This window comes from Terriglobales bacterium, assembly GCA_035624455.1.
In the GTDB taxonomy this organism is placed as follows: Bacteria; Acidobacteriota; Terriglobia; order Terriglobales; family Acidobacteriaceae; genus DASPRM01.
Map to the genome: position 1 here is coordinate 23939 of DASPRM010000086.1, position 26124 is coordinate 50062.

Consider the following 26124-nt stretch of genomic DNA (forward strand, 5'->3'; position numbering starts at 1 on the left):
GACTTATTTGTGAGCTGCGGCGCGTTGGCTCAAGGCCCAACTGCAGATCCCTCGCTCGCTGCGCTCGCTGGTGATGATAACGGACTCAAAAGCGCAAATGCCGTATCATTCCGGCTGTGGGGTTTAACTATTTTCATTACGCGAAGAGTGCATTCCGCCCGATTTCGCTGGAGTCGGTCTTTCTGTTCGTCACCTCCAATTGCAATTCACTGTGCCGCACCTGCTTCTATTGGGACGAGCTGAACCAGGGCCGTGATCTCAGCTTCCAACAGATCGAGAAACTCAGTCTCAGCGCGCCTCGGTTTCACAAGCTCTGGCTTTCGGGCGGCGAGCCCTTCATGCGCAAGGATCTGGCCGAGATTATTGAGCTGTTCTACATCAACAACCAGATGCGCCATGTGAATCTCCCCACCAATGGCCTGCTTCCCGCCAAGCTGGATGCGGTGATTACGCATCTGCTCGAACGCTGCCCTGAGCTGGTAATTGATTTGAACTTTTCGCTCGACGGTCTGGCCAACACACACGACGCCATCCGTGGCGTTCCCAACAATTTTCAGAAGACAGTGGCCACGATGGAGATGGTGGCGGCGAAATGGAAGCGTGTACGGCGGCTGCGGCGCAATGTCGTCAGTTGTGTCACCTCAGAGAATTACCGCGAACTGGTCACGCTCGGCCTGAAGATGATGGGGGAAGCCAATCCGGATGGCCATTATTTCGAGATTATTCGCGGCAATCCCATGGACCCGGGGCTGAAGCGAATTCCCCGAGAAGATTTGAGCAGACTGCATCGGGAGTTGATGTGGTTTCACGACCGCTATGCGGACAGGCTGTTCTCACATCTGGGGCAGGCGGCACGCTGTCTGGCGCGGGCCTACTATCTGGGAAATATCAGGCTTCACTTCGACATTCACGAGCAAAATCATTACAGCGACAAAGCCTGGCCGATGCCGTGTACGGCTGGGCAAACTACAATCGTCATTGACCATGACGGCCACTTCCGCGCCTGCGAATTGCGGCCGAAGCTGGCGCGTTTGCAGGACTTTGACTTCGATCTGACAGCAGCGATGAATTCTCGCGAGATGAAGGATGAAATTGCTGCCATCCCGAGCGCCAAATGCTGGTGCACGCATTCATGTTGGATACATACCTCCTCAAAATTCAGCCCCAAGGTTCTGCTGTTCCATATTCCGTGGGCCTATCTGAAGCACCGCTGGCGCCGCCTACCCGAAATCAAGGCCACGGAAATTGAACCCTTCAGGGTGAAGGACTCGCCCCTGGCGTCGTAGTGCTCTATGCAAACGACCCCGCCCAAGCTTTCGCTTGAACGGGGCACCCTCAGGAGCAGAAGGGACTCGGGCAAGTTGTAATCATTCGTCCAGTTAGAATGAAGTGGTGCCGCAGTCCTTTTTTCCCACCCGAATCGTTTCGCTGCAGCCCAGTGCCACGGTGATCCTCAAGTGTCTCGGGCTGCTGGACCGGCTGGTGGCCTGCACCAAGTATTGCGCCGATGTTTGCCCGGAGGTGGACGACGGCCAGCGGATTCTCGTGCACGATTCCTGGACCGCGCAGGCACAGCAAATCCTCGCCGCCAAGCCCGATTTGGTGATTGCCTCTGTCCCTTACCAGGAAAAGGCTGTGGCCGAGATTCTGAGAGCGGGAGTCTCGTTCCTGGGATTGGCTCCACATAGCCTGAACGACATTTATGGTGACATTGCCAAAATTGCGGGCGTGCTGGGAGAACCTGGGCGCGCTGAAAGCGTAATCAAGCAAATGAAAGCAGACATCGCCGAAGTCGAGTCGCGTGCTCGCGGGTGCGAGCGGCCGCTGGTCTTCTGCGAGGAATGGGGAAAACCCATCATCCATTCGCAGGCTTGGGTGGCTGAGCTAGTTGGTGCGGCTGGAGGCGAATTCCTGGGCGAACCGGGAAAGCAGACGACCGCCGAAACGGTCCGCGCGGCCGATCCCGAGGTCGTAATTGCAGCCTGGTGCGGCGCCGGTGACAGGGTCCCGCTGGAGAAAATTATTCGCGAGCGCGGGTGGAGAGAAATGCGTGCCGCGCGCCAGGGGCGCGTCTACTGCTTGCGCGATGAGTGGCTGAACACTCCCGCACCGACGCTAGTGGTCGGATTACGCGCCGTGGCGCACGCGATTCACCCCGAGCTCTTTCCTCCAATCACCGGAATCCGGAGGATCATTTCGGAGGGATCACCTTCCCCTGCGCGTGTGCTCTAATAGGCTGCCCATGCCCGCTACCAAATCGGAAGAGCTGAATCGAGAGATCATCGCTAAAGAGGTTGAGACTCTGGCTACAACCGCCGGCTCGGCTGAGGAACTGATGATGCGCATTGTCCAGTTGTTGAACGAGCGCATGCTGAAGTACAACTGGGTGGGCTTCTACATGATCGACCTGCAAGATCCTAATTACCTGGAACTGGGCCCATTCGTGGGCGCCATGACCCCACACACCCGCATTCCTCTGAACCAGGGTATCTGCGGCGCTGCTGCCTTGACCGGCACAACCATCGTGGTGGATGACGTGAACGCCGATTCGCGCTACCTGGCTTGCTCGCTGGAAACCAAATCGGAGATTGTCGTGCCCATCTTCGCCAAAGGAAAAGTAGTCGGCGAACTTGATATCGACAGCCACTTTGCTGCCGCCTTTTCGGAAGACGATCGGCACCTGGTGGAGCACTGTGCCGCCGTGGTCGGCAAATTTATCGAACGATCGGCATGAAGTACGTGGTCGCAGCTTTAATCCTGCGCGACGGCAAGATTCTTATCTGCCAGCGCACCAAGCATCAGAGCATGCCTCTGAAATGGGAGTTCCCCGGCGGCAAGATCGAGACCGGAGAACAACCTCGCGATGCCCTGAGGCGGGAACTGGAGGAGGAACTGGGCATCAACGCGCAGATTGGCGATGAGGTGTCGCGCATCCGCCACGTCTATGACGGCGGCGGGGCGGTGGAGTTGCGCTTTTACCTGGTACACGGCTACGAGGGCCAACTGGAGAACCGCATTTTTCGAGACGTGCGCTGGGTTGGACCCGAGGAACTCCCGCACTTTGAATTCCTTGAGGCCGACCGGGAGTTCGTGGCGGACCTGGCGAGCGGGAAGATTCCGTAGATAGCAGTCAGCAATCAGCATTCAGCAGTCAGCTAAGAGTCTCGAATTTGCGGCAGTACCGACATATTGGAATAAGAAACCGCAAGATCGTTCGACTCGGACGGGGTGTGGTTTACCCCATCCTGCTCAAAATGACAGCTCAAGATGACACAAGATGAAAGCTACTGCCGCACATGGTTCCAAACTGAACTAGCTATGTGCTGAATGCTTCTACTTATTCGCCTCCATCCACTCCTGCTCGCCACGCTCCAGGATTGGGGCTAAGTCTCGTTGTAGAAGGAACCGCTGTTTGATTAGAGCCAGGGCCGCTTCCGCGTAGAGTCCCATGTACTGCGCGCGGCTTTGGTAGCGTTCAGTGATGGAGAGCCGGGGATCGCCGGTCTTGCGGCGGTCGGCCGCGGTCTTGGCAAATGGAATGTAGGAACCCACGAAGCTGCAGCGCTGCGTGGGAGCGCCAATCGAGGGATCGCGCAAATTCCATCCCGTATATGTCGCCAGCGGCACTGTCAATGACGGCAGCCGCACGCCCCCCAAATCGTTGCCGTCCTTATCCACCTGCGGAACAAGCGCGGGATAGGAGCCGAGAACTTTGGGAGGCTCGTTACTTATGATTCCGCGATTCCAGTCCGGCCCGAAATCCAGCCGCCAACCCAGATTCACGTCCTGGGGAAGTTTGACTCCGGGTATACGCGGAAAGAGCAGCTTCGCTGGTGGCACCAGGCTAGCATCCGCCAGGTGTGGATAGACGCTCGCCGGTGGTGCAATTCCTTCTCGCGCCCACTGGTCCATATCTGTGATCAATGCCCGCCAGAAAAACGCGACCGGGTTGGGATTAGTCTTCTGCTGGCACTTGTATTCGCCGTCGCCGTGAGCCGGCGGAAACGGCCCAGTGAAATGCTGCAGGCCGGCCAGGAGGTAAATCCGGACATGGTCCGACACCCTGGCATCCAGTTTGCCTTGCGCATCGGTATGGATCAATGAAGCGGCACGCGACCAGTACTCGTACGAGGTATTGGTGAAGAAAATCTTAGGAACAGTATTGGAGACGGTTGTGGCATCCAGGAGTCCGCCTCCCTTGCTGCCGGTCACATCCGCTTCGGGCAGGTCGGTGAAGGGGAAAATATCGGTCGGGTAGAAGACCGAGGACATCGGCTGCGCATCCCGGGAGGGTTGGGCGAAACGATGGTTGAAGCTGCCGCGGCCGGCTCCGGCAACGTGTGCGATTATGCCATCGAAGACCTGCTGGCCCTGTTCATCGTCGTTGAAATCCTGATAAAGAAAATGCCGGAGAAAGCGTCCGCTCTGGGAGATGCCGACGCCGTAGGCATAGCGCACGGGCGCCACCGCGGCCTCACCGTGCTTCAAGTAAGAGATGAAGTCGCGCACGGCAGCCAGCCCTAGCCCGGCGACTGCAGGATCCTGCGCCACGTAAACCACTTCATAGATCTTCCCCGCCTCGAAGCCGGTCTTGAGATGAATGTAGCGCTTGTCGGGAACAACTTTGTGATCCACCTCGCGGGCAAAATCCCACTGCGTTCGCGGAATGACTCGTCGTGGTGCGGTTGCCGAATCGCGTACGGTGAGGACATTCTGCGGATTGGCAGGATCGGCAACCGGGTAACCGATCCCGCCCACGGTTCCACTCGGAGTGGTGAGAACGTGTCCCACGGGCGCATCGAGTGTTTTAGCCGACGGTGTGAAATCACTCCGAACCAGGCCGCGAATCGGGCCTGCGGAATCTTTGGCTATAGGCGCATAGAGATGGAGTAAACCGGGCTCATCGCGAACGTCCCATTGCCAGCCGAGCCAGGCCACGGTGTAGCCGTTTTCCATCAGAAAGCCGTCGCCGAAGTCTGATTCCTGAGTGGGATCGAAGCTGGTGGTCCCGCGGTTGGCAATGGCGAGAATGCTCTTGCGGCCACGGTTGGAAACCTCGAACAAGGCCACGTGATTGCCGCCGTTCCTGGGCCGCAGCACGTAGAAATCGGCCGAAAACTCGACTTCACCACTCGCGTTGCGTTCCGCCTTGTCGAGATCGATGATCCGGCGATTGTGAGGATTGTCGGGACGGACTTTGAAATACACGCGTCCCACAATCTTTTCGTAACGTCCCGCCAGTCCGAACGCCTTGCCTTCCAGCACATCGCTGCGCCGTGTGATCTCGACGCGATCTACCTTTGCAATCGCGCCGGTTGTAAACCAGAAAACAAATGCCGAAAGGAAAACCCAGGATCGGAATGGCCGCACGTTGTCTCCCGAGGTCGTGAAAATGACAGCCCAAACGGAGAACGGGAATTCTATCGCGAGCCGCGACTCAAAAAAACAGGCACGGAACGAAGTCCGTGCCTGATTCAGGGAGGCAACGCGGAAACTTCTACCTGTGATTCCGGTCGTTGTGCAAATCGCGCCGGTCAGCCCGGATGTCTTTCTTGTCGTGGTGGACGTCGCGATAGTCGTGGCGCAGGTCGGACCGATCATGATGCACGTCGGCGTAGTCTTTGTGCAGGTCCTTGCGATCGCTGTGAATGTCACGCTGGTCCTGATGGATGTCGGTACGATCATGATTCAGATCGCGGCGATCGTGGTGAAGGTCAGCTTTATCGCGGGCGACGTCGTCTTTGTCGTACTTTTCATCGTGCGCCAGCTTTCTGTCATCGCGGTAGATGTCATTGCGGTCGCGATAAGCGTCTCGCCGATCGCGGTTGACGTCGGTCTGATCTTTTGATAGATCGCGGCGGTCGTGGTTGATGTCGCGATAGTCCTGATGCAGATCGCGACGGTCATTGTGGATGTCGTTGTAATCGCGATGCAGGTCGCGCTTGTCCTGGTGCAGATCCCTGGCATCGTTTTGTTGGTCGGTGGTTTGTGCGATAGCGCCTACGCCGAGGGCGAGCACTCCCGCCAACAGTGAAGACACGAACAGATGTCGCTTCATACGGTTCTCCTCCAGATCCGGATGGGCTAATCGGATTATTGAAGTGGCTGCCAATAGGAACCCTGAAGCTCGAGAAAGTCGCGGTGTGGGATAAACGCCGAAGAATTCCTAGCAGTGACCAGTGCCAGTTTTTGTCAACAATACAGACTTGCAAGTAGGCGGTAACGGAGATTCCTGTGCTGCGGCCTATAATCGATAGATTAAGCCATGTCCGTCGCCCAGCAAGAACGAGACAGCCGGCAGCTACCTGCTCAGCCTGGCCCGCCGCCACGCGAACCCAATTTCTTCCGCAGGATTGAGAACTTCTGGGAGCGTGTAACGGAAGGTCTGGAACTGGAGCAGTTGTGGGCGCAGTTCAAGCAAGAGGCGCGCGTCGGCTATCAGCTCTATTCGCGGGAGGTGCAGCCGCAGGAAAGCCGGCGTACGGCTCGTGACTGGTTCCAACTGATCACCCAGTTCTTCTGGTCGATCATCATGAAGCTCTCTCCCGCCAAGCGGGTGCTCCTCCTGGTAGGACTGGCCCTGATGCTAATTCCTGGTGAGATCCCAGGCGAGAAGGGTCCACACGTTCTTGGCGACTTTCATTTCTATGGAGCGCTGATTTTCCTTCTGCTGCTGGTTTTGGAAATTGCGGATCGCGTGACCATGAAGCGCGATCTGCAGATTGCGCGCGAGATTCAGATGTGGCTGGTGCCCGAGGTTTCACCTGCGCTCCCGGGGCTCGATGTCGCTTTTATTACTCGTCCGGCGAATACCGTAGCCGGGGATTATTACGACATTTTCCTGCGCGATGGCTCGAATCCAGGAAAAGTTCTGATGGCGGTTGCCGACGTTGCGGGCAAAAGTGTTCCAGCCGCTTTGCTTATGGCCACGTTTCAGGCGAGCTTGCGAACTCTGAGCGCGACGTCATCTACCATGCCCGAGCTCGCCGCCGGCCTGAATAAATATGCCTGTGAGAACAGCCGGGGAGGAGTGCGCTTCACGACCGCGTTCCTGGCGGAATTTGACCCCACCACGCGCGAGTTGACATACAGCAACGCCGGACACAATGCTCCCATGCTGCGCCGCGTATCGGGCGCAATGACACGGCTGGAAGCTGGTGGACTCCCACTTGGAATCCAGCAGCCCACCGTCTACCAGACCGCGATCGAAAGACTTTCGCCCGGCGATATGTTGCTGATCTTCACCGACGGAGTGATCGAGGCGGTGAACGAGTCCGGACAGGAGTACGGAGAGGACCGGCTGAAGGTCCTGCTGCAAAGCAGTACGGGTCTCGCTGCCAGTGCCTTCGTCGACCGACTGATGCGTGATCTGGACGCCTTCACTGGCGCAGCCAGCCAGCACGATGACATCACCTGCATGGTGGTGCGCCTGGTGGAGACAGCGGAAGGACAAAGTACGATCGGGTAAAGTGTAATCGGGTGAAGTTAGAAGTAAAAGCATATCTTGCTCATACTTCGCGCTTCACCCGATCAAACTTTTAACTTATCGGCAATTAGCGCGAATCAGTTTTGGCTACCAGCGTTGGCCCCGGCCCCCGCGATCACGGTCGCCGAAGCGTCCGCCACCGCGCCCGCCACGTTCTCCGGCGGGACGCTCAGTTTTGGGTCGCGCCTCGTTGACGTTTAGCGCTCGACCCCCAACCGCCCGGCCGTTGATCTCCGCGATTGCTTTTTCCGCCTCTTCGTCGTTGGACATCTCGACGAACGCAAAGCCGCGCGGCTGGCCAGTATCCCGGTCGCGAACCACATTGACCCGATCCACCTGCCCGTAGGCTTCAAACAATGAGCGCACTTCTTCTTCCGTGGTGCGGAAGCTCAGATTCCCCACGTAAATATTCTTCACGAACTCTTCTCCCCTGGTTTTAGCGGTTGTAGGAAATCCCCGGACAAACAAGGCGGTCAACTTCGGCTCGCTGGTTGAACGGAGGGTGACTAGCAGATACGCCCCTAGGCTACCCTTTTCCGGGCTCCACGTCACGGGAAACCTTGCAGAATTCCGCAGAGCGGTGCCTGGGTCGCAATGGCGTTGGATGACGAAGCCGATTCGGCTGGATATTTAGGCTCACACCATGCGGCTGGCGGCAGAAAGAACGAAGATGGAAATCACCAGCACGACGACGCCTAGCGCGAGGATTCTCAACGGACGCGGTCCCGCCTGCTTCCACTCGCCCGTCACGATCCCCCAAAAGGTGGCGGCAATGACGATGAGAGACATGAAGATAGGCCAGCCGATAATGGTCCCTAAGTCCCCCATTTTGCTGGCGGCAACCCCGTAGATCACCGTGCTGCCAAACCACAGCAGGGCCATGGTGACAGCCAGAGGCCAGTGCGCGGATGTCCCGGGAACGGACAAACGCCCGAGGGTACGATTCTTGTTCATCAGATAGAAGCAGTACGCGAGGTTGGGAATGCCTCCTGCGAGCATCAACGGCAGCCACGCGGCATTGTTGGCGGAATTGGCAGAGGCGCCGGCGGCTGCCGCATCGGTCACAAGGGGGTGTCCGTAGGTCAGTCCCAGATTCACAAACGCTGAACCGACTCCGCTGATGGTGCAGAAAAACAAACCCTTGGCCAGGGAAATCTTGTGCGATCCAGCTGCGACGTTCTCGCGCATCTTCCCGGCTGCGCCACAAATGCCCACTCCAATCAGAACGATCACAATTCCGGCGATCACTGCCAGGCCACCTCGAGTGGCGATCTGCTCAGGGTGATCCTTAACCAGAGGAACGATCGATCCCACAGCCGCCGAGAGGCCCAGGATTACGGCAAAAGAGAGAGCCATGCCGACGCCATCCACCGCCAGCCCCAAGAATATTTGGGAGAGGCCCCAGGAAAAACCGAACGCCGCCACGCCCGCTGCGATGGCGGCCGCACCCGGGCGGCGGTAGAGGTCCATCAAGCCGGGAACGGTTCCGAAGCTAAGGACAATGGGGAAAACGAACAGCGCAAACAGCGTCCAGACCAGCCAGGTATTCTCCCAGGCCCACTTGCGAGTGAATTTCATCGGCAGGGTGAAGCTGCCGTTCATCGCTCCCGCCAATACCAGGAGGAACAACCCGAATGCCGTTTGTGGCATGCGTTCGAACTCCTCAGAAGTTCCGTTTAAATCGAAATGGATCAGCCTGAACGACTCGAAAGACCTTGCATTCTTGCTTTGGGCCGTATCAAATCCGTAGCGTTCAGCTACCAGCGAACTCCTATCGTCACCGGAAGCAGTTGTGTGCTTCCCTTGCGCGTCGAAGCGTAGTGGTAACGAGCTTCGACGTAGAACCTTAACGATTGCTCGCCTCCGAAGCGGCGTGTTACTCCACCTCCGCCATTGAACCCCGGAGCATTATCGGCTACGTCGCTTAGCACCTGGCCTGTGGGACTGAGGATCGGGGCAGCTTTCGGATCTGTAATCACAGCGTTTGTGGGACTGCTCACGGCCATCGCTCGCCGATACAGTCCGCCACCTCCCATGACGTACCCTCCCCACTTGCCGCGAGAGATCAGGCGGTAACGAGCGTCGGCAGTGTAGCCGAAGATATTTCCGTCGCCACCACTTACTTGCAGTAGATGCAGCATGGAATCGGGCATGCCAAATTGGTTAAAGAGAAATTCACCGACGAGATCCAGGCGGCCGAATGTCCTTCCTCCGCCGACTGTCAATACTCCGCTCTGCTTGGCGAAGTCGTTCAGGGCGCCTCGGGGATTGGCGACGCCAAGGCTGAGGTGAAAGGTCCAGCGTGGCTTCGTCTCCTGCTGCGCGCTGGCAGACCAGAAGCTGACGCAAATGACAAGAAATGCGCAAACACCCCGAAGCGCCTTATTCATTCGGATAATGGCAACCATCTTAAGCAGCATTACAGAGCAGCTTGAGGGCACACATGGAGTTCAATTCTACATTTCCCCTCAGACTCAACCCTCAGAGTTGATTTCCGTCACTATCGGGCTACCCGAATCCTGTAGCATGGTCGATATGGAGCAGATCTACATCGCCAGCTCAAATCCCGGGAAGTTGCGGGATTTCTCGGCCGCCGGCCGCGCCCACCAGGTTGAGATCGTCCCCGTGCCGGATTTTGAGGACATTAGTGCCGTGGCTGAAAATGCGGATTCTTTTGAAGGCAACGCGCGTGCCAAGGCGGAGCACTACAGCCGGTACTGCTGCGGGCACCTGATCGTGGCTGACGATTCCGGCCTGGAAGTCGATGCTTTAAATGGCGCGCCCGGTATCTACTCCGCTCGATACGCCTCGGGTCCTCATCATCAATCCACTGATGCTGAGAACAACGCCCGTCTGATCTACGAACTGAAAGATGTACCGGAAGGAAAGCGCACCGCCCGCTTCGTTTGTGCGCTGGCAGTGGCGCGCAACGGCGAAACTGTCGAAACCTTCAGCGGTGAAGCTCGGGGGCGCATACTCCTCGGGCCGCGCGGCTCCGGGGGGTTCGGTTACGATCCTCTTTTTCTCCATCCAGAACTGCAAAAGACCTTCGCCGAGTTAACCGCGGAAGAAAAAATGGAGGTCAGCCATCGGGGCCAGGCGTTTCGGTATTTTCTGGATTGGCTGCGAACACAGAAGTGAAGCGGATGGCGACGTCTGTCGCTGATCTGCACTCCTCCTCCCACCCTGGCTGTTCTCTCGAACCGGCACCTAGGGTGCGCATCCTTGTCGCGAATGTGCGCGGACGCACGCTCGCGCAGTGACCTGTGACACAGCCAAGCCCTTATGTGGCTTGTAGTTTGTTGACTTCCCTTTTTGGGCCGCGAATAATAAAAGCTTGGTCTGAAAGCATTGAAATCCTAAGGAGTTTTCTGTGGCTTCCACTGCCAGAAGCGAAGTGGCTGCAATTGCCCCCGGGGTGGCTCCTTTGCGGGCAGGTCAGGGCATACAGTTCGTGCTGCGCCGCTTGCACTCACTCACTGGAGTCTTTCCGATCGGCGCATTTCTGATCGAGCATTACGTCTCGAACGCCTATGCCACAAATGGGGTCCACGCTTATAACAAGCAGGTAGAGTTTCTGACCAGCGTGCCGTTCGTGTGGGCGCTGGAATGGCTTTTTATCTACATTCCGATTCTGTATCACTCGCTGTACGGGTTCTACATCTGGTATCGCGGCGACGGCAATGCAGGCGGGGATTATCCCTGGCTGGGCAACTGGATGTACACTGCGCAGCGCTGGACGGGCGGCATCGCATTCGTCTACATGGTCTACCACGTGTGGACGATGCGCTTCAGCGGCATACACATTATGACAAACTCAGCCGCTGCGTTCACCAAAGTCTATGACGCATTCGCTGCCAGCGGCTTGATCGTGGCGTTCTATTTCATCGGGATTATCGCCGCCTCCTGGCACTTCGCTTATGGCTTGTGGCTGTTTGCCGCGAAATGGGGATTCGTCACCGGAGACAATGGCCGGCGAAAATTCGGCTATGTCTGCCTGGTGATCGGCATTGGCTTGGTGGCAATGGGCGTGGCCACGATGGTGGCGTTTCTCATAACGTCCCCGCACGATGTGCCGCGGGCGACGGAAGCACTGCTGCGCTAATTCATGGTGACGGCGAAGCCGTCGTCGAAAGCTGGTTTCGTTCATGGCAATCAATCCGAAGATCATCGTGGTGGGCGGCGGACTGGCAGGGCTTTCCGCTGTGATCAAAGTGGGGGAGATGGGAGGAACGGTCGACCTGTTCTCCATCGTGCCCGTGAAACGCTCGCACTCGGTATGCGCCCAGGGCGGCATCAATGCAGCCAAGAACCTGAAGGGTGAAGGCGATTCCACCTGGCAGCATTTTGACGACACGGTCTACGGCGGCGATTTTCTTGCCAACCAGCCGCCGGTGAAAGAAATGTGCGATGCCGCCCCGGGCATTATCGATCTGCTGGACCGCATGGGTGTTCCCTTCAACCGGACGGCCGAAGGCCTGCTTGATTTTCGGCGCTTTGGTGGAACCCTCTACAACCGCACCGCCTTTGCCGGAGCTACGACCGGCCAGCAATTGCTGTACGCCCTTGATGAGCAGGTTCGGCGCTTTGAGTCGGAGGGAAAGGTTCGGAAGTACGAGCACTGGGAATTTCTGTCGGCTGTGCTCGACGGCAACCAAGTCTGCCGTGGGATCTGCGCCATGGATCTGCGTTCCATGGAGGTTCGCACCTTCCCGGCTGATGCCGTAATCATCGCCACCGGCGGCATCGGGATGATCTTCGGCAAGTCCACGAATTCGGTTGTCTGCACCGGATCAGCCCAGTCGGCGCTTTATCAGCAAGGCGCCTATTACGCCAATGGCGAATTCATCCAGGTGCACCCCACCGCCATTCCTGGGGAAGACAAGTTGCGCTTGATGTCGGAATCGGCGCGCGGTGAGGGGGGACGAGTCTGGGTTCCCAAGAATCCTGGCGACAAGCGTGATCCGCGCAGCATTCCCGCAAGTGAGCGCTGGTATTTTCTGGAAGAGTGGTATCCCAAGTACGGCAACCTGGTGCCGCGCGACATCGCAACGCGTGCGATCCACAAAGTGGTTTACGAGTGCAACCTCGGGATCGACGGGCAGCCGATGGTCTATCTCGACCTGACGCACATCGACCGCAAGATTCTGGATCGCAAGCTGGAAGGTATCCTGGAAATTTATGAGAAGTTCGTAGGCGACGATCCCCGCGATGTGCCCATGAAGATCTTTCCCGGCATGCACTACACCATGGGCGGGCTGTGGGTGGATTACCAGCAGCAGACCAACATCAAAGGACTGTACTCGGCGGGTGAGTGCGAATACCAGTATCACGGCGCGAACCGGCTGGGCGCCAATTCGCTGGTCTCTTGCATCTTCGGAGGGTTCGTGGCAGGTCCAGCGTCGGTCCAGTATGCGCGCTCGACAAGCTTTCCAACGGATGCCGTAAGCAATGGTCACTTCGACACCGAGCGCAAGCGGCAAGAAGCGTTCAACGCCCAGCTGATCAACAACCAGGGCAATGAAAATCCTTTCCAGATCTGGCGTGAGCTGGGCGACATCATGAGCAAGAACGTCACTGTCGTCCGCTACAACAAGAATCTGGAAGAGACCGATAACAAGCTTTGCGATCTGCTGGGGCGCTTCCGGCACGTGAATCTTAGCGACCGGACGATGTGGGCGAATACCAGCTTTATCTTCACCCGGCAGCTCTACAACATGCTGCAGTTGGCTCGTGTAATCACGCAGGGCGCCTACCTGCGCAATGAGTCGCGGGGTGCGCACTACAAGCCCGACTTTCCCGAGCGCGATGACGCCAACTGGTTGAAGACCACAAAGACTTACTTTGCTCCGGATGCCGACGAGCCCCGGTTTGAGTTTGAGCCTGTGGATGTAGGCCTGATTCCGCCTCGCGCTCGCAGATACGACGTGGCGAAGTGATCGATTGCAGATCGTAGATCTCAGATCGGCGATTTAACTTGGTTCCTCATGGCTAATAACAAAACCGTTCTTTTCAAAATCAAGCGGCAATTGAATCCCCAGGCTAAGCCTTACTGGGAGGAATTTGAGATCCAGCACCGGCCGGGATTGAATGTGATTTCCGCGCTCATGGATATTGCCTTCAAGCCGGTGACTCGCGACGGCAAAGCCACGGTTCCTGTCGCCTACGATTCCAACTGCCTGGAAGAGGTGTGTGGTTCCTGCGCGATGCTGATCAATGGACGCACGCGCATGGCCTGCTCGGCTTTGGTCGATCATCTGGAGCTGCCGATCCGGCTGGAGCCCTTCAGCAAGTTTCCTGTGATCCGCGATCTGCAGGTGGATCGCGAGGTGCTTTTTGAGGACTTGAAGCGGGTGAAGGCGTGGGTTCCGATCGACGGCACCTATGATCTTGGTTCCGGACCCAAACAGAGTCCTGAGGACCAGGAGGCGGCATATCCGTTGTCGCGCTGCATTTCCTGCTGCTGCTGCATGGAGGCATGTCCTCAGTTCAATGAAGGTACCGGGTTTGTGGGGGCGGCGGCGATCTCGCAGGTACGGCTGTTTAATACCCATCCCACGGGAAAGGCCCTGAAGACGGAACGCCTGCGCGCCCTGATGGGCGACGGCGGCATCCACGAGTGCGGCTATGCGCAGAATTGCGTGGAGGTGTGCCCCAAGGAGATTCCGTTAACCAAGTCCATCGCCGAGGTGGGCGGGCAGGTAATGAAGCAGGCAATTCTGGACTTTTTCCGAAGATAGGACATCCATCTGCGGTTTCGCTTTACGTCAGCTTTCGGCACTCAGCTGGTTGTGCGATTACCAATTGGTAAATACAACCCACTTCCTGCGATTCTTATCCTACAATCGTAAATCTATGTTCGATTTCCTCGACGATCCCAGACATCGTCCGGCCTGGCTGGTGGCTATTGCCGCCGACTGCCTGCAAATTGCTGGGCTCCCGCTATTTGCTGCCGGAGCGATTTCACCGGCCGACGACCTGCTGGACGTGGTTGTCGCATTGGTGTTAGTCCGGTTACTGGGGTGGCACTGGGCTTTCCTGCCCTCTCTGGTTGCTGAATTGGTTCCCGGACTGGACCTGTTTCCCACCTGGACGGCAGCCGTTTATTTCGTTACCCGTAAGCAGACGGCGAGCGCAGAACCGGAAATCCTGCCTCCCGGACCGGCTCCGGCAAGGCGCTCTTAGTGGGCGCGGATGACATTTTTCGTCATGACTGCGGTAATGCCCGGCCGTCCCGAGGCGGACGTTCCCCGTGGCCTTTTTGCTTCGATTACCGAAGTAAGCTTTTGGAATTGGAAGTGCTCCTTGTACAATTTAAGCCTCGTTTCCTTAATGCAGCGTTAACAAAAGGCTTGAGTTCGTGCACGTCAGAACCACAAGTGCTTTGTTGTTAGCAGCCCTGGTCGCAGCTGTCGCGCCTCCGAACGCGGCTGCGCTGCATACACGGACCCAGGTGCGTCATATCCATCATTCGAGGCACCTGCGCCGCGTAGTTTGGAATCCAGTCTTCAAGGGCTCCCACGAACTACTGTTGAAGCAGAACGAGGAACTCGATCGCCTGCAGCTCCCACGCATCGCCAATGACGAAGAGCTGGAGCGATTGGAGTTTTCAGAAGAACTGGTTCCATTGCAGGAAAACCGCAACCTGCGGATCGCTTCCAACCTGAGCGAAAACCGGCGTTACTGCCGGCCTTGGACGCGGGACTTCGTCGAGGATATGAGCTTGGCGTATTACGAGCAGTTCCATCAGTTCCTGCAGGTGAATTCCGCTGTCCGCACGATAGAGCAGCAGCACAAATTGCGCCGCCACAATCGCAACGCCGGCCCGGAATCGGGTGAAACCGCTTCTACCCACTTGACCGGTGTCACCCTCGATATCTCCAAACGAGGCATGACCCGCAAGCAGCATCAGTGGCTTGAGGCCTACATGATGCCGCTCAAAGACATGGGATTAATTGATCCCGTCGAGGAGCGGCGGCAACCGGTCTTCCACGTCGTAGTCTTTGACCGCTACAGCGACTGGCACCATGCCCAATACGCGGAGATCGGCTCCGACGAATTTTCGTACTACTGAAGCGATCAGCCCTCAGCACTCACCAATCAGTAACCCCTACAAACCCGATCCCTCGACTCCGCGCTCGTGGCCTGCAGAAAACACGTTCGGGATGACAATGAATTTGCTGATAGCCGAGTGCTGACTACTAAATGCTGATTGCTGACAGCTAACTGCTGATTGCTCTACAAGTAGTACACTCTTGTGGCTCTAATTCTCTTCAGAATTCAAACCGCGAAGGAGAACCAGCGCCATGCGCAAATTCGTTTCAGGAGTTCTACTGCTGATGGCAGCGGCGGCTGCATTCGGCCAGGCAAGCAAAGCCAATCCCAAAGCAATCATTCATACTTCTGATGGCGACATCACCTGCGAATTGTTTCCCGACAAAGCTCCGATCACGGTGGCGAACTTCATTGGCCTGTCAGACGGCTCCAAAGAATGGTTCAGCCCGATTGGGCACGTGAAGAAGCATGGAACGCCGCTGTACGACGGAACCATCTTTCACCGCGTGATCCCGCAGTTCATGATTCAGGGCGGCGATCCCATGGGCAATGGTACGGGCGATCCCGGATACACCTTTAAAGATGAGATCAGTGATTTGCGCTTTGACCGGCCAGGGCGGCTCGCCATGGCCAATTCCGGCCCCAATACCAACGGCTCGCAATTCTTCATCACTGAGGTGGCGACGCCGCATTTGAACGGACATCACACCATCTTTGGGCAATGTGAGCCGATCTCGGTAATAGCGAAGATCGCGCGCACGCCTCGCGATCCCAATGACAAGCCGTTTCATCCGGTCAAGATCACACATATCGAGATTGTGAAACCGGGCACCACCGCCGCAGCCGGAACTTCCAAGAGCGGGTCGCCGAGCGCACCCAAGAAGTAGCTGTGGCATCGGCGCCGTAAGGGCCGCCGGCGGCGAAGGATTTGTGATTTTCGCGGGGGTCGCCAGTTGCTGAGCGCGGGGTTTACTAATCGCTAATTGCTAGTTGCCAACTGCTAATTGCTGTTTTCATCGAAAGGATTCCATCATGCCGAGAACGCCAGGAACCTACGCACATCTCGAGACCAGTGAAGGCACGATCATCTGCCGCTTGTTTGAGAAAGAAGCACCCAAAACAGTAGCCAATTTCGTAGAACTAGCGGAGGGCAAGCGGCAATGGACTCATCCCAAGACACGCCAGAAGACTGGCGAACCTCTATACGCGGGCACGATTCTGCATCGCGTCATCCCCGATTTCATGATTCAGGGCGGCGATCCCCTGGGCACGGGTTTTGGCGGCCCGGGATATCAGTTCGAGGACGAGATCAAAGGCTCGCCGCACATGTTCGATAAACCGGGAAAGCTGGCCATGGCCAACGCCGGACCCAACACCAACGGATCGCAGTTCTTCATTACGGTGGCGGCCACGCCCTGGCTCACAGGAAATCACACGATATTTGGCGAGGTGGTGGAAGGGCAGGAGGTCGCCGATAAGATCTCCAAGCTGCCGCGCAGCTCGCAGGACAAGCCCAAGCAGGACGTGGTCCTAAAATCCGTGAAGATTGACCGGGTGGCCTGAAAAGGATGCTCACCGGGGCTCGCCGGCTTGCGAAACGAGCACCTCACTCCGGGTGCTGTGCCCGGTACGCCAGAAATTTCTTTTGGCAATCGATCCCTGCCGCGCGGATCTGCTGGAATTCGGCGGTGTGCCGCAATTGCGCAAACAGCGGATCATTATCCATGGCGGGATAAGAGCAAAATCGGCCATTGACCGCCAGCCGAAGGAAGTACAAGGCATCTTCATTTCTTCCACAAAATGCTTCCAGTCCCGCCGTGAAGTAATGAATTTCGGGATCGGAAACAGCAGCCTCGCGGACCTTCCTTGCCAGCGCATCGATCTCGGAGGCGGGCCGGTTTTGCAGGCAGGCCTGTAGCATCAAAAAATCAAATTCGTCGGATAAAGGATGGAAAGTTTCAAATTTCCCCAGCGCCTCCTTCCTCTTGCCCTCACGCAGAAGTATCCCAATTTGGTTGCGATCCGAGTAACTCGATCCCGTATCCAGCGCAAGGTATTCCAGGGCGCGCTGATCATTTCCGTCGAGGGAAAATACCCGCGCGCAGGAACGGAATTGATAATTGCCTGGATCCAGGGCTAATGCGGTATCGCACTCACGCTGCGCTTCTTTCAGGAGACCGGCATAGCGGAGCAGATAGGCGAGCGAAAAGTGCGCCAGACCGCTGTCCGGACGGCGCTTCACCAGTGCCGCCGCTTCGGCGTAAGACTTCTCCAGCTCTCCGCGTTCAATATGGTTGAGCGAGACGTTGGCCGCCGCTGAGACGAGGTCCGGATCGAGCGTGGCAGCGCGCTCGGAAGCGGCTGTCGAACGGTTAAATGCGGCTTCCCCACCATCGGAATAGCGGGCATCATAGTAATAGCGCAAGCCAAGTGCGTCCCATGCCGGAGCATAGGTTGGGTCCAGTCCAACGGCGCGTTCCAACATCCGAATGCCATCTTTGTTGGGCAGGGGATCATGTGACACCGCGGCGCTACGCAAGAACAGGTCGTAGGCCTCTTCGTTCTTGGGTTGAGATCCTAATTCCGACGCGCTCGTCGCAGGCCGCAGGGCCGGAACAAGTCCATTGCTGATCCTGGCCAGGACTTGCTCACGCATGGCAATCATGTCCGAATGCGCGACGCTAAGCGTGTCTCGCCACACCGTCTGATTGGTGTCGACGTCAATGGCTTCCAGGGTCAGCTGCAACTGCGCCCCGGCCTTCAAGAAGTGGCCGGTGACGATGTCGTTCACCTGCATCTCCCGCCCGGCCTTCTGCAGGTCGGTGTCGGGGCCCATGTATTTGCTGGTGGTGGCGAAGGGGCGGATCGATAGGGAACGCACGTGGCTGAGGGTGGTTGCGATTTCATCGGGCAAGGCCAAGCGCAGAAAATCGACGTCTTTGTCGCCACCCATATTTCCGAATGGAAGCACCGCCACGGTGACTCGGCTGGCGTGCCGGCCGGTCAGCTGGGGCCGACCACGCTTCCACCAGCCCAGCGCCAGCAGACCAATCACCAGCAGACCGAGTACCACCGCAATGCCAATCCAGCTCCCCCGCGATTTCGATCGAGCCGGCATGACCACCGCAGTCGCCGAATCGGTATTGCGCTTCAGCCGCAGCAGGTCGCTGCGGATATCTGCTGCATGCTGGTAGCGGATGTCGCGATCCTTCTGCATCGCCTTATCAATGATTCGTTCCAATTCCGGCGGAACTTCCGGATTGAGCCGCACCGCAGCGGTAGGCACGCGGTTCAAAATGGCCTCAAAAATCACGCCGGTACTCTCACCGCGAAACGGCAAGGTGCCGGTCGCCATTTCGTAGAGCACGGCGCCAAAGGAAAACAAGTCCGTGCGCGCGTCCAAATCCTTCGCCCGAATCTGTTCCGGAGACATGTAAGCCACCGTTCCCAAGGCGGTGCCCGGACTGGTGAGGTGCTCGGCACTGGCGCCGGCGGTGACCTCCGTCATTACGGCGGCTGCTTCCGCAACGCGGGCTGAAGTGGGCGTCAGCTTGGCCAGACCGAAGTCGAGGATTTTGGCGTGGCCGCGCTTGGTGATGAAGATATTTGCCGGCTTGATATCGCGGTGAACGATGCCAGCGCTGTGGGCGGCGTCGAGCGCGTCGGCAATTTCGATGGCCAGCGGCAGCAGAGTATCGATTTCCATCGCCCGCCCGGAAATGCGGTGCTTGAGGGTCATGCCTTCCAGAAACTCCATGGCAATGAAGGAATGACCATCGTGGCGGCCAATTTCGTAGATCGTGCATATGTTGGGATGGCTAAGAGCGGAAGCGGCGCGAGCTTCGCGACGAAAACGCTCCAGCGCCTGCGGGTCGTTGGCCAGATCGCCGGGCAGCAGCTTCAGCGCTACGAAGCGCCCGAGATTGGTGTCTTCGGCCTTGTAGACAACCCCCATACCGCCACCACCCAACTGCTCCAGGATGCGGTAATGCGAGATTGTTTTCCCCAGCAGGTCAGAGGGATCGATCATGTGCCAGCCATGTTAGGGAGGAGGAGAAGGTGAAGTCAACGCTGGCAGCAAGAAAAGCTGCGCCGCTCCAAGATTCACAGATTACGTTAGAATCCGGGAACGGAGCCTTACATGCACATTGATTCGGCTACACTCTCTTGCTACCTGCTGGGCGCGCTCGCTTTGCTTGCTACTTCAACACTCGCTTTGCCGGCGGAGCAGCGCGACCGGAGCAAGATTCCAGACCAATACAAGTGGGATTTGACTGCGATTTATCCCTCGGATCAGGCCTGGAGAAGCCAGAAAGAAAAGCTGCTCGCGGAACTGCCCAAGATCCGTGAATACCAGGGCAGTCTTGGCTCGTCCGCACAACGACTGGCAGATGCTCTCGAGTTGCAGAGCCGCCTGGACAAACAACTCGAGCGCCTCTCCGCCTATGCCAGCATGACGTCGGATCAGGACACGCGGGTGAGTGCTTATCAGCAGATGCAACAAGAGGTAGTACAGCTCCAGGCCGCGCTTGGCACGGAAACGGCCTACATCGAGCCAGAGATCCTGAAGATAGAGAAGGCCACCCTGGACCGGTTCGTCGCGCAAGAGCCGCGGCTGCAGGTCTACCGCCACTATCTCGACGATATTTCGCGACGACGCGCGCATACTCTCAGTAGCGCGGAAGAGAAACTGTTGGCAGGTTCGACGGTGATGGCGAGCGGTCCTGGGAGCGTCTACAGCATATTCTCCGACGCGGACTTTCCCTATCCCTCGCTCGCTTTGAGCGATGCCAAGGCCGTGAAGCTGGACAAAGCAACATTCGAATTGCACCGCGCTTCGCCGTCGCGGGAGGAGCGGCAGAAGGTCATGGGAGCATTTTTCAACGCGCTCGGCAGTTACCGCGGGACGTTTGGCTCGATGATGAACAGCAATGTCGAGGCAGCGACTTTCTACGCTCGTGCCCGTAAATACGACACTGCTCTGGAAGGGTCATTAGATGGTCCGAATATTCCGACGTCGGTTTATGCGCGCCTGATCGAGGGAGTTAACCGCAATTTGCCCGCGTTCCATCGCTACCTGAACCTCCGCAAACGCATGCTTGGTCTTTCTGAGCTACACTACTACGATTTGTATGCGCCCCTGGTGAAATCGGTAGACACGGATTATCCGGTCGAAGTAGCTCAGCGCAATATTTTGCAGGCTCTTGCCCCACTGGGACCCGAGTATGCGGCGGCCGCGAAACGCGCTTTTTCCGAGCGTTGGATCGATGTTTATCCCAGTGAGGGGAAGTCTTCCGGCGGCTATATGAACGGACTGGCGTACGACGTTCATCCTTACATCCTGCTCAACTACAACGGCAAGTACACCGACATGAGCACGTTGGCCCACGAACTGGGCCATGCTATGCACAGCTACTTCTCTAATAAGACGCAACCCTATCCGCTGGCCTCATACGTTTTGTTCGTGGCCGAAGTCGCTTCTACGTTCAATGAGGCCCTTCTCGTTGATCACATGATCCAGACAATGAACAATGACGACGGCAAGCTGTCTTTGCTTGGCAGGTACCTGGAGAGTATCAAGGGAACCGTCTTCCGGCAGACACAGTTTGCTGAGTTCGAATTGCGCATGCACGAGATGGTCGAAAAAGGTCAACCCCTCACCGGAGATGCCCTTTCCAAGCTCTACAGCGAGATCGTGAAGAAATACTACGGTCATGATCAGGGCATTTGCATCGTCGATGATTACATTGCCAACGAGTGGGCGTACATTCCTCATTTCTACAACGACTACTATGTGTACCAGTATGCAACCTCGTTTACTGCATCCTCGGCGTTGTCGGAAAAAGTGCTTGCGCATGATCCTGGTGCGGTGGAGCGTTATCTCAAATTCATCTCTTCGGGAAAGTCAAAGTATCCGATCGAGCTGCTCAAGGATGCCGGGGTTGACATGACCACGGACGAGCCGCTTGATCTGACCATGAAGAAAATGAATCGTGTGATGGATGAAATGGAAAAGCTGTTGGACCACAAAATGAGTACATCGGCAGGAAATTGACTCCAAGCGCGCGTGAGGATTCGCCGTGAGCCTTAATGCCTTTACGCGAATCACGTCTGACCTGGCCACCACCGACCTGGGAAAAGTCGGAATTCTTGCCGGTTGTGTCGCTCTCTTGTTTGCGCTGGCCCGCTGGGCATCGCGGCTGGGCGAGTCGAGCGCGGCCGAAGTTCCGCCGGATCCTCTGCTGGCGACTGTTGTACCCATTAATTCGCGGCGCGATCACTACTTCCCAGCCTTTCCCGCCGAATCCAGCCTGGGCTCCTGGCAGATCACCAACATGTATTTCACTAAGTACGATCTGTTACCTGGGCCGCCCGATCCGGAGAGCTTCAACGACGAGCTGTTCGTCGATTTGTACGACACAGTGACAGGTTACAAATGGACGCAATCGTTCTATGTGGCCAGCCCCAAGGGCCTGGAACAACTACTGGAAGAAAAAAGCTGGACCTATGCGTATGCCGATTCGGTGTTTGTGTTTGACCATTACGATCTGCATGAATTGCGGCGCGCAGTGGTAGACCACCTCGCCGGAATGCGGGAAATGCCACGACAGGAGAACAATCAGGATAATCTGCTGTGAGGGAGGTTGCTGATCGGGTAAGTGTAGACCGGGTGATTTCTGATCTAGAGGTGATTGAATATCGAGCGAGGTGTCAAGATTCAGAAGATCAAATACCCCACCCTAGCCAAAGGACGGCTAAGATGGGGCACCCTCAAGTTCCTTCTATTTTCTAGACTCCGATCACGGCGACCAGCTCTTGGACGGCGTCGGCACTCTTTTTGAGGGCGGCTGACTCGGCCGGGGTTAGTTTGATCTCGATGATCTGCTCCACTCCCCTGGCGCCAAGCTTCACCGGCACACCCACAAATAAGCCGTGAATGCCGTATTCGCCATCCAGGTGCACGGCACAAGGCAAAATCTTCTTCTTGTCTTTGAGAATTGCCTCCACCATTTCGGTGAATGCCGCTGAGGGGGCGTAATAGGCGCTGCCGGTCTTCAGATATTTGACGATCTCGGCGCCGCCATCGCGCGTGCGCTGTACCAGGCGATCGATGGTTGTCTGGTCCATCAGCTCAGTGATGGGGATGCCTGCCACCGTGGAATAACGCGGCAAGGGGACCATGGTGTCGCCATGCCCGCCCAACACAAACGCGGTCACGTTTTCTACGCTGACGTCTAATTCCTGGGCGATAAAGGTGCGGAAGCGCGCTGAATCCAGCACGCCGGCCATGCCGATCACACGCTCACGGGGAAAACCACTCATCCTGTGGGCCGCCTGCGCCATCGCGTCCAGGGGATTGGAAACCACGATCAGGATGGAATTGGGCGAGTACTCGACAACCTTGCCTACCACGTCCTTCATGATCTTGTGGTTGATATTCAGCAGATCGTCGCGGCTCATACCCGGTTTTCGCGGGACACCTGCAGTGATCACCACCACGTCGGAGTCGGCGGTATCGGCATAATTCTGGGTGCCCAGCACGTGGGAGTCGCGCTTCTCGATGGGCATGGCTTCCAGCAGGTCGAGTCCCTTGCCTTGCGGAATTCCGTCCAGGATATCGACCAGAACTACATCGGCGAGCTCTTTGGCTGCGATCCAGTGAGCGCCGGTTGCGCCCACATTTCCCGATCCTACGATGGTTACCTTTTTACGCATAGTTTTGAGTCCTCTTCACATGAAGTACGCTGGCACAGCGCTGCGTGCCAAAGGACAATCCCTGAGGGTGCCCCATCCTAGCGGTTGTTTGGCCAGGATGGGCAGTTAGAATTCGTCAGTCTGCTGCCACCAGGCTTGGCGCTTCCATGTTCTTGATAATGTAATCCGCGAACTCGCTGGTCTTGACCTTGGTGGCTCCCTCCATCAACCGGTGGAAGTCGTAGGTGACTTTTTTCTGCTCAATGGTCTTGCGGATTCCATCTTCTACCAGCCGAGCAGCTTCCTTCCAGCCCAGATATTCGAACATCATCGCGCCCGAGAGCATGACCGAGCCGGGATTGATGACGTCTGTGTCTGCGTATTTGGGAGCTGTTCCGTGAGTGGCTTCGAACATGGCATAGCCGTCGCCGATATTCGCACCTGGCGCGATGCCCAGACCGCCAATCTGCGCGGCGCATGCGTCTGAAATGTAATCGCCATTCAGGTTAGGCGTGGCCAGAACACTGTACTCGTCGGCCCGGGTCACCACTTGTTGGAAGATGGAGTCGGCAATACGGTCATTGACCATCAGCTTGCTCTTCCAGGCGCCATGGCCATGGCTGACGTAGATCGAATCCAGCACTCCTCTAACTTCGGCATAAACGGCCTCGCGGAAGTCGGGAGTTGCGAACTCCAGTCCTGGCTCAACCAGATTGGCGTTTTGCTCGACAGTCAGGCTGGGATTGCGATCTTTGTTATCGATGATCCAGCTCTCGCGTTCGGTCACCACCTGATCACGGAATTCCTCTGTCGCCAGTTCGTATCCCCACTCGCGGAAAGCACCCTCGGTGAACTTCTGGATATTGCCCTTGTGCACCAGGGTTACAGACTTGCGGCCGTTTTCCAATGCATAGAGGATGGCCTTGCGTACCAGGCGCTTGGTGCCGGTGATGGAGATCGGTTTGATGCCAATTCCTGAATCTTCGCGAATCTTCTTGCCGGTGCCCTTCAGCATCTCGTTATTCAGGAAGTCGATGAGCTTCTTCACTTCCGGCGTGCCTTGCTTCCATTCGATACCGGCATAGACATCTTCGGTGTTCTCACGAAAGATGACTACGTCCATGCGTTCTGGATGCTTGACCGGAGAGGGCGCGCCATACCACTTCACCGGGCGCCAGCAGGCATAGAGATCGAGGATCTGGCGCAGGGCCACGTTGAGCGAGCGAATTCCTCCTCCTACCGGCGTGGTCAGTGGGCCCTTGATGCCGATGCGGAACTCCTTCATGGCATCGATGCTGTCGTTGGGAAGCCAGTGGTTGAACTTGGCCATCGCTTTTTCGCCGGCAAAAATCTCGTACCACGCGACTCTGCGTTTGCCCTGGTAGGCCCTTTCGACCGCAGAATCGAACACGCGGACCGAAGCTTTCCAGATATCGCGGCCGGTTCCGTCCCCTTCGATGAAAGGAATAATCGGGTTATCGGGGATGTTGTACTCACCGTTGGCATAAGTGATGCGGGCGCCGTTGGCTGGCACCGCAAGACCGTTAAAGGAAACCGGCATCTACCACCTCCAAGAAATTTTGCAAGGACGGGGCATTATACGGAACCCGCGCACAGCGGCTGATGACGTCTATCACAAGTCCATGTGACAGCTGAACTGGGGATCAATGGAACTGCTGACCCTGACCGCCGCTGATTTAGGCTGATCCGTAAGTACAAGTTTTCAGGGAAGTTGCACATCTGCGTGCCGCTTCCATGATACCTCAAATTCTGGATAGCGAGATTCTGTTGCCGGCTGAAATTCGAACGCTCGGCGAGGGGATATACTGGATCAGAATGCGCGCGAAGCTGAAGTCGATGGTGCTGCCGGTAATCGCTGTGATCATGTTTGCGGCGCCGATGGCTGCGACTTCTTCGCCCTCTCCCGCAATAAGGAGCAGAACGAGTTTGTCGCTCGGGTCCAATCCCGCCATTGCAGGCCTACAATGTGAGCGCCCTCGCAGTCATCCGCTGGATACGATGCTAGTAGTGCTGGGGAACGTGGCTTTCCTTGGGTATGCGTGGACGGCGGGGAACAAAGCCGGCAAAAATCAATGTAGCACTCGGTCGTAGATCTCCCGAACTGCGGCAAGCGTTTCCTTCAATTCGGTCTCCAGTCCTACCGGAAAATTGCGACGCAAAATCCTGGCGCTTAAGTTCTCTGTGTTTTGCAATGAGTTCTCGGAAATCGGCAAGGTCTTCTGAGCCCGCCCGCTCACCAGGCGCACAACGTGCTCGACGGCGCGATAGAGCTCAGCTGCTCGCGCCAACCGCTCACCATCCTCGGATCCGAGCAAACCGCTCGCGAGCATCCGGCCAATGCGTTCGTGCATATTTCCGGGTGAACTCGGCAGATGATGGCGAACCTCGTAATACCCGAGAACGAACTCGATGTCGTAGAGTCCACCCGCCCCGGTTTTGAGATTGAGTTGGCCGGGCAACACCTCCGACTGTTCCAGGCGCACACGCATGTCGCGCAACTCCGAACAAAATTTTCTTTCCTTCGCAAATCGATTGCGTAACTGCTGGATTGAGCGCAGCGCACGAATAGCAACTTTTTCGCTTCCGGCCACAAAACGGAGCTTGTTATAGCTGAGCGCTTCCCAGGGTTGAGCTTCAGCCTGGAAATAGGCGGACAGCTGGGTCGGGGTGACGGTGAGTTCCCCTTCCCCACCCCGCGGACGCAGGCGCGCATCCACTGGAAAAGCAGTGCCCTCCTGCGTGTACGCGGAGAGAGCATCCATGAGGAGTTCAGCGGTGTGATTAGCGGTGCGCAAGCTGAGCTTAGCATCGCGCACGAAAAGCAGATCGGCATCGGAGAGGAGGTCAAATTCATTTGTGCCCAGTCG

25 protein-coding genes are annotated in these 26124 nt (G+C 57.1%); 15 read left to right on the top strand and 10 right to left on the bottom strand.

From position 1 onward, the window contains the following. Nucleotides 1-116 precede the first annotated feature (116 nt). The 4 genes from VEG30_09390 to VEG30_09405 all read left to right on the top strand — a co-directional run bounded on the left by VEG30_09390 (nt 117) and on the right by VEG30_09405 (nt 3123). The gene (locus VEG30_09390) at nt 117-1286 is read left to right on the top strand and encodes a radical SAM protein (protein ID HXZ80130.1); all 1170 of its coding nucleotides are present in this window, start codon (nt 117-119) and stop codon (nt 1284-1286) included. A 106-nt stretch (nt 1287-1392) separates the two neighbouring features. Beyond that, a complete protein-coding gene (locus VEG30_09395; GenBank protein HXZ80131.1) occupies nt 1393-2232 on the top strand; it encodes an ABC transporter substrate-binding protein in 840 nt (279 codons plus the stop codon). A 10-nt stretch (nt 2233-2242) separates the two neighbouring features. Then, nucleotides 2243-2734, top strand: coding sequence for a GAF domain-containing protein (locus tag VEG30_09400; protein ID HXZ80132.1), 492 nt, complete (start codon nt 2243-2245; stop codon nt 2732-2734). Continuing rightward, nucleotides 2731-3123 (top strand): (deoxy)nucleoside triphosphate pyrophosphohydrolase, encoded by a 393-nt coding sequence (locus VEG30_09405; protein ID HXZ80133.1) that lies wholly within the window; start codon nt 2731-2733, stop codon nt 3121-3123. The genes VEG30_09400 and VEG30_09405 overlap by 4 nt, the downstream gene beginning before the upstream one ends. A gap of 210 nt (nt 3124-3333) precedes the next feature. Here the strand turns inward: VEG30_09405 and VEG30_09410 are convergent, their stop codons facing one another. Together VEG30_09410 and VEG30_09415 are read right to left on the bottom strand one after the other, a co-directional pair. Further along, nucleotides 3334-5370, bottom strand: a complete 2037-nt coding sequence (locus VEG30_09410) for an alpha/beta hydrolase domain-containing protein (GenBank protein ID HXZ80134.1) — start codon at nt 5368-5370, stop codon at nt 3334-3336. Nucleotides 5371-5497: 127 nt separating this feature from the next. Beyond that, complete coding sequence (locus VEG30_09415; protein HXZ80135.1) at nt 5498-6058, bottom strand: hypothetical protein; 561 nt, start codon at nt 6056-6058, stop codon at nt 5498-5500. A 207-nt stretch (nt 6059-6265) separates the two neighbouring features. Between VEG30_09415 and VEG30_09420 the strand changes: the two genes are divergently transcribed. Further along, the gene (locus VEG30_09420) at nt 6266-7468 is read left to right on the top strand and encodes a PP2C family protein-serine/threonine phosphatase (protein ID HXZ80136.1); all 1203 of its coding nucleotides are present in this window, start codon (nt 6266-6268) and stop codon (nt 7466-7468) included. Nucleotides 7469-7573: 105 nt separating this feature from the next. Here the strand turns inward: VEG30_09420 and VEG30_09425 are convergent, their stop codons facing one another. From VEG30_09425 to VEG30_09435, 3 genes are all read right to left on the bottom strand, one after another. Beyond that, nucleotides 7574-7903, bottom strand: a complete 330-nt coding sequence (locus VEG30_09425) for an RNA-binding protein (GenBank protein ID HXZ80137.1) — start codon at nt 7901-7903, stop codon at nt 7574-7576. Nucleotides 7904-8122: 219 nt separating this feature from the next. Next, nucleotides 8123-9136, bottom strand: a complete 1014-nt coding sequence (locus VEG30_09430) for an L-rhamnose/proton symporter RhaT (GenBank protein ID HXZ80138.1) — start codon at nt 9134-9136, stop codon at nt 8123-8125. 107 nt (nt 9137-9243) lie between these two features. Next, the gene (locus tag VEG30_09435; protein ID HXZ80139.1) at nt 9244-9894 is read right to left on the bottom strand and encodes a hypothetical protein; all 651 of its coding nucleotides are present in this window, start codon (nt 9892-9894) and stop codon (nt 9244-9246) included. 118 nt (nt 9895-10012) lie between these two features. Here VEG30_09435 and rdgB point away from each other — a divergent pair, with 118 nt between their 5' ends. The 8 genes from rdgB to VEG30_09475 all read left to right on the top strand — a co-directional run bounded on the left by rdgB (nt 10013) and on the right by VEG30_09475 (nt 17104). Beyond that, nucleotides 10013-10627 (top strand): RdgB/HAM1 family non-canonical purine NTP pyrophosphatase, encoded by a 615-nt coding sequence (rdgB, locus tag VEG30_09440; protein ID HXZ80140.1) that lies wholly within the window; start codon nt 10013-10015, stop codon nt 10625-10627. Nucleotides 10628-10859: 232 nt separating this feature from the next. Continuing rightward, complete coding sequence (locus tag VEG30_09445) at nt 10860-11591, top strand: succinate dehydrogenase (protein HXZ80141.1); 732 nt, start codon at nt 10860-10862, stop codon at nt 11589-11591. A 43-nt stretch (nt 11592-11634) separates the two neighbouring features. After that, nucleotides 11635-13425 carry a succinate dehydrogenase flavoprotein subunit gene (sdhA, locus tag VEG30_09450; protein ID HXZ80142.1) on the top strand — a complete coding sequence of 597 codons (1791 nt, stop codon included), beginning with the start codon at nt 11635-11637 and terminating at the stop codon, nt 13423-13425. A 48-nt stretch (nt 13426-13473) separates the two neighbouring features. Beyond that, nucleotides 13474-14226: a succinate dehydrogenase iron-sulfur subunit gene (gene sdhB, locus VEG30_09455; GenBank protein ID HXZ80143.1), complete on the top strand. Its 753-nt coding sequence runs from the start codon at nt 13474-13476 to the stop codon at nt 14224-14226. Nucleotides 14227-14341: 115 nt separating this feature from the next. After that, on the top strand, nt 14342-14671 hold the full coding sequence (locus tag VEG30_09460; GenBank protein ID HXZ80144.1) for a hypothetical protein: 330 nt from the start codon (nt 14342-14344) through the stop codon (nt 14669-14671). Nucleotides 14672-14846: 175 nt separating this feature from the next. Next, entirely contained in the window at nt 14847-15560 is a 714-nt protein-coding gene (locus tag VEG30_09465) for a DUF5715 family protein (protein ID HXZ80145.1), read from the top strand. 232 nt (nt 15561-15792) lie between these two features. Continuing rightward, nucleotides 15793-16428 (top strand): peptidylprolyl isomerase, encoded by a 636-nt coding sequence (locus tag VEG30_09470; GenBank protein ID HXZ80146.1) that lies wholly within the window; start codon nt 15793-15795, stop codon nt 16426-16428. A gap of 145 nt (nt 16429-16573) precedes the next feature. Next, nucleotides 16574-17104 carry a peptidylprolyl isomerase gene (locus VEG30_09475; protein HXZ80147.1) on the top strand — a complete coding sequence of 177 codons (531 nt, stop codon included), beginning with the start codon at nt 16574-16576 and terminating at the stop codon, nt 17102-17104. Between the two features lie 43 nt (nt 17105-17147). On the opposite strand, the gene VEG30_09480 is transcribed toward VEG30_09475, so the two are convergent. Further along, the gene (locus VEG30_09480; GenBank protein HXZ80148.1) at nt 17148-19571 is read right to left on the bottom strand and encodes a protein kinase; all 2424 of its coding nucleotides are present in this window, start codon (nt 19569-19571) and stop codon (nt 17148-17150) included. Nucleotides 19572-19682: 111 nt separating this feature from the next. On the opposite strand from VEG30_09480, the gene pepF reads away from it, so the two are divergent. Both pepF and VEG30_09490 read left to right on the top strand, forming a co-directional pair. Beyond that, on the top strand, nt 19683-21596 hold the full coding sequence (pepF, locus tag VEG30_09485) for an oligoendopeptidase F (protein ID HXZ80149.1): 1914 nt from the start codon (nt 19683-19685) through the stop codon (nt 21594-21596). Between the two features lie 25 nt (nt 21597-21621). Further along, nucleotides 21622-22179, top strand: a complete 558-nt coding sequence (locus tag VEG30_09490; GenBank protein HXZ80150.1) for a hypothetical protein — start codon at nt 21622-21624, stop codon at nt 22177-22179. Between the two features lie 151 nt (nt 22180-22330). Here VEG30_09490 and mdh read toward each other — a convergent pair whose 3' ends face one another. From mdh to VEG30_09510, 4 genes are all read right to left on the bottom strand, one after another. Beyond that, nucleotides 22331-23257, bottom strand: a complete 927-nt coding sequence (gene mdh, locus VEG30_09495) for a malate dehydrogenase (protein ID HXZ80151.1) — start codon at nt 23255-23257, stop codon at nt 22331-22333. 115 nt (nt 23258-23372) lie between these two features. After that, nucleotides 23373-24797, bottom strand: coding sequence for an NADP-dependent isocitrate dehydrogenase (locus VEG30_09500; protein HXZ80152.1), 1425 nt, complete (start codon nt 24795-24797; stop codon nt 23373-23375). A gap of 202 nt (nt 24798-24999) precedes the next feature. Next, nucleotides 25000-25209, bottom strand: coding sequence for a hypothetical protein (locus tag VEG30_09505; protein HXZ80153.1), 210 nt, complete (start codon nt 25207-25209; stop codon nt 25000-25002). Nucleotides 25210-25326: 117 nt separating this feature from the next. Next, nucleotides 25327-26124: hypothetical protein (locus VEG30_09510; protein HXZ80154.1), on the bottom strand; the 798-nt coding region annotated here is incomplete at its 5' end.

Coding starts and splice junctions, on each gene's coding strand:
- VEG30_09500 (HXZ80152.1), bottom strand. CDS start 24,797: ATGCCGGTTTCCTTTAACGGTCTTGCGGTGCCAGCCAACGGCGCCCGC.
- VEG30_09415 (HXZ80135.1), bottom strand. CDS start 6,058: ATGAAGCGACATCTGTTCGTGTCTTCACTGTTGGCGGGAGTGCTCGCC.
- VEG30_09400 (HXZ80132.1), top strand. CDS start 2,243: ATGCCCGCTACCAAATCGGAAGAGCTGAATCGAGAGATCATCGCTAAA.
- mdh (HXZ80151.1), bottom strand. CDS start 23,257: ATGCGTAAAAAGGTAACCATCGTAGGATCGGGAAATGTGGGCGCAACC.
- VEG30_09435 (HXZ80139.1), bottom strand. CDS start 9,894: ATGGTTGCCATTATCCGAATGAATAAGGCGCTTCGGGGTGTTTGCGCA.
- VEG30_09470 (HXZ80146.1), top strand. CDS start 15,793: ATGCGCAAATTCGTTTCAGGAGTTCTACTGCTGATGGCAGCGGCGGCT.
- VEG30_09420 (HXZ80136.1), top strand. CDS start 6,266: ATGTCCGTCGCCCAGCAAGAACGAGACAGCCGGCAGCTACCTGCTCAG.
- VEG30_09405 (HXZ80133.1), top strand. CDS start 2,731: ATGAAGTACGTGGTCGCAGCTTTAATCCTGCGCGACGGCAAGATTCTT.
- VEG30_09505 (HXZ80153.1), bottom strand. CDS start 25,209: ATGGCGGGATTGGACCCGAGCGACAAACTCGTTCTGCTCCTTATTGCG.
- VEG30_09430 (HXZ80138.1), bottom strand. CDS start 9,136: ATGCCACAAACGGCATTCGGGTTGTTCCTCCTGGTATTGGCGGGAGCG.
- sdhB (HXZ80143.1), top strand. CDS start 13,474: ATGGCTAATAACAAAACCGTTCTTTTCAAAATCAAGCGGCAATTGAAT.
- VEG30_09480 (HXZ80148.1), bottom strand. CDS start 19,571: ATGATCGATCCCTCTGACCTGCTGGGGAAAACAATCTCGCATTACCGC.
- pepF (HXZ80149.1), top strand. CDS start 19,683: ATGCACATTGATTCGGCTACACTCTCTTGCTACCTGCTGGGCGCGCTC.
- VEG30_09460 (HXZ80144.1), top strand. CDS start 14,342: ATGTTCGATTTCCTCGACGATCCCAGACATCGTCCGGCCTGGCTGGTG.
- sdhA (HXZ80142.1), top strand. CDS start 11,635: ATGGCAATCAATCCGAAGATCATCGTGGTGGGCGGCGGACTGGCAGGG.
- VEG30_09475 (HXZ80147.1), top strand. CDS start 16,574: ATGCCGAGAACGCCAGGAACCTACGCACATCTCGAGACCAGTGAAGGC.
- rdgB (HXZ80140.1), top strand. CDS start 10,013: ATGGTCGATATGGAGCAGATCTACATCGCCAGCTCAAATCCCGGGAAG.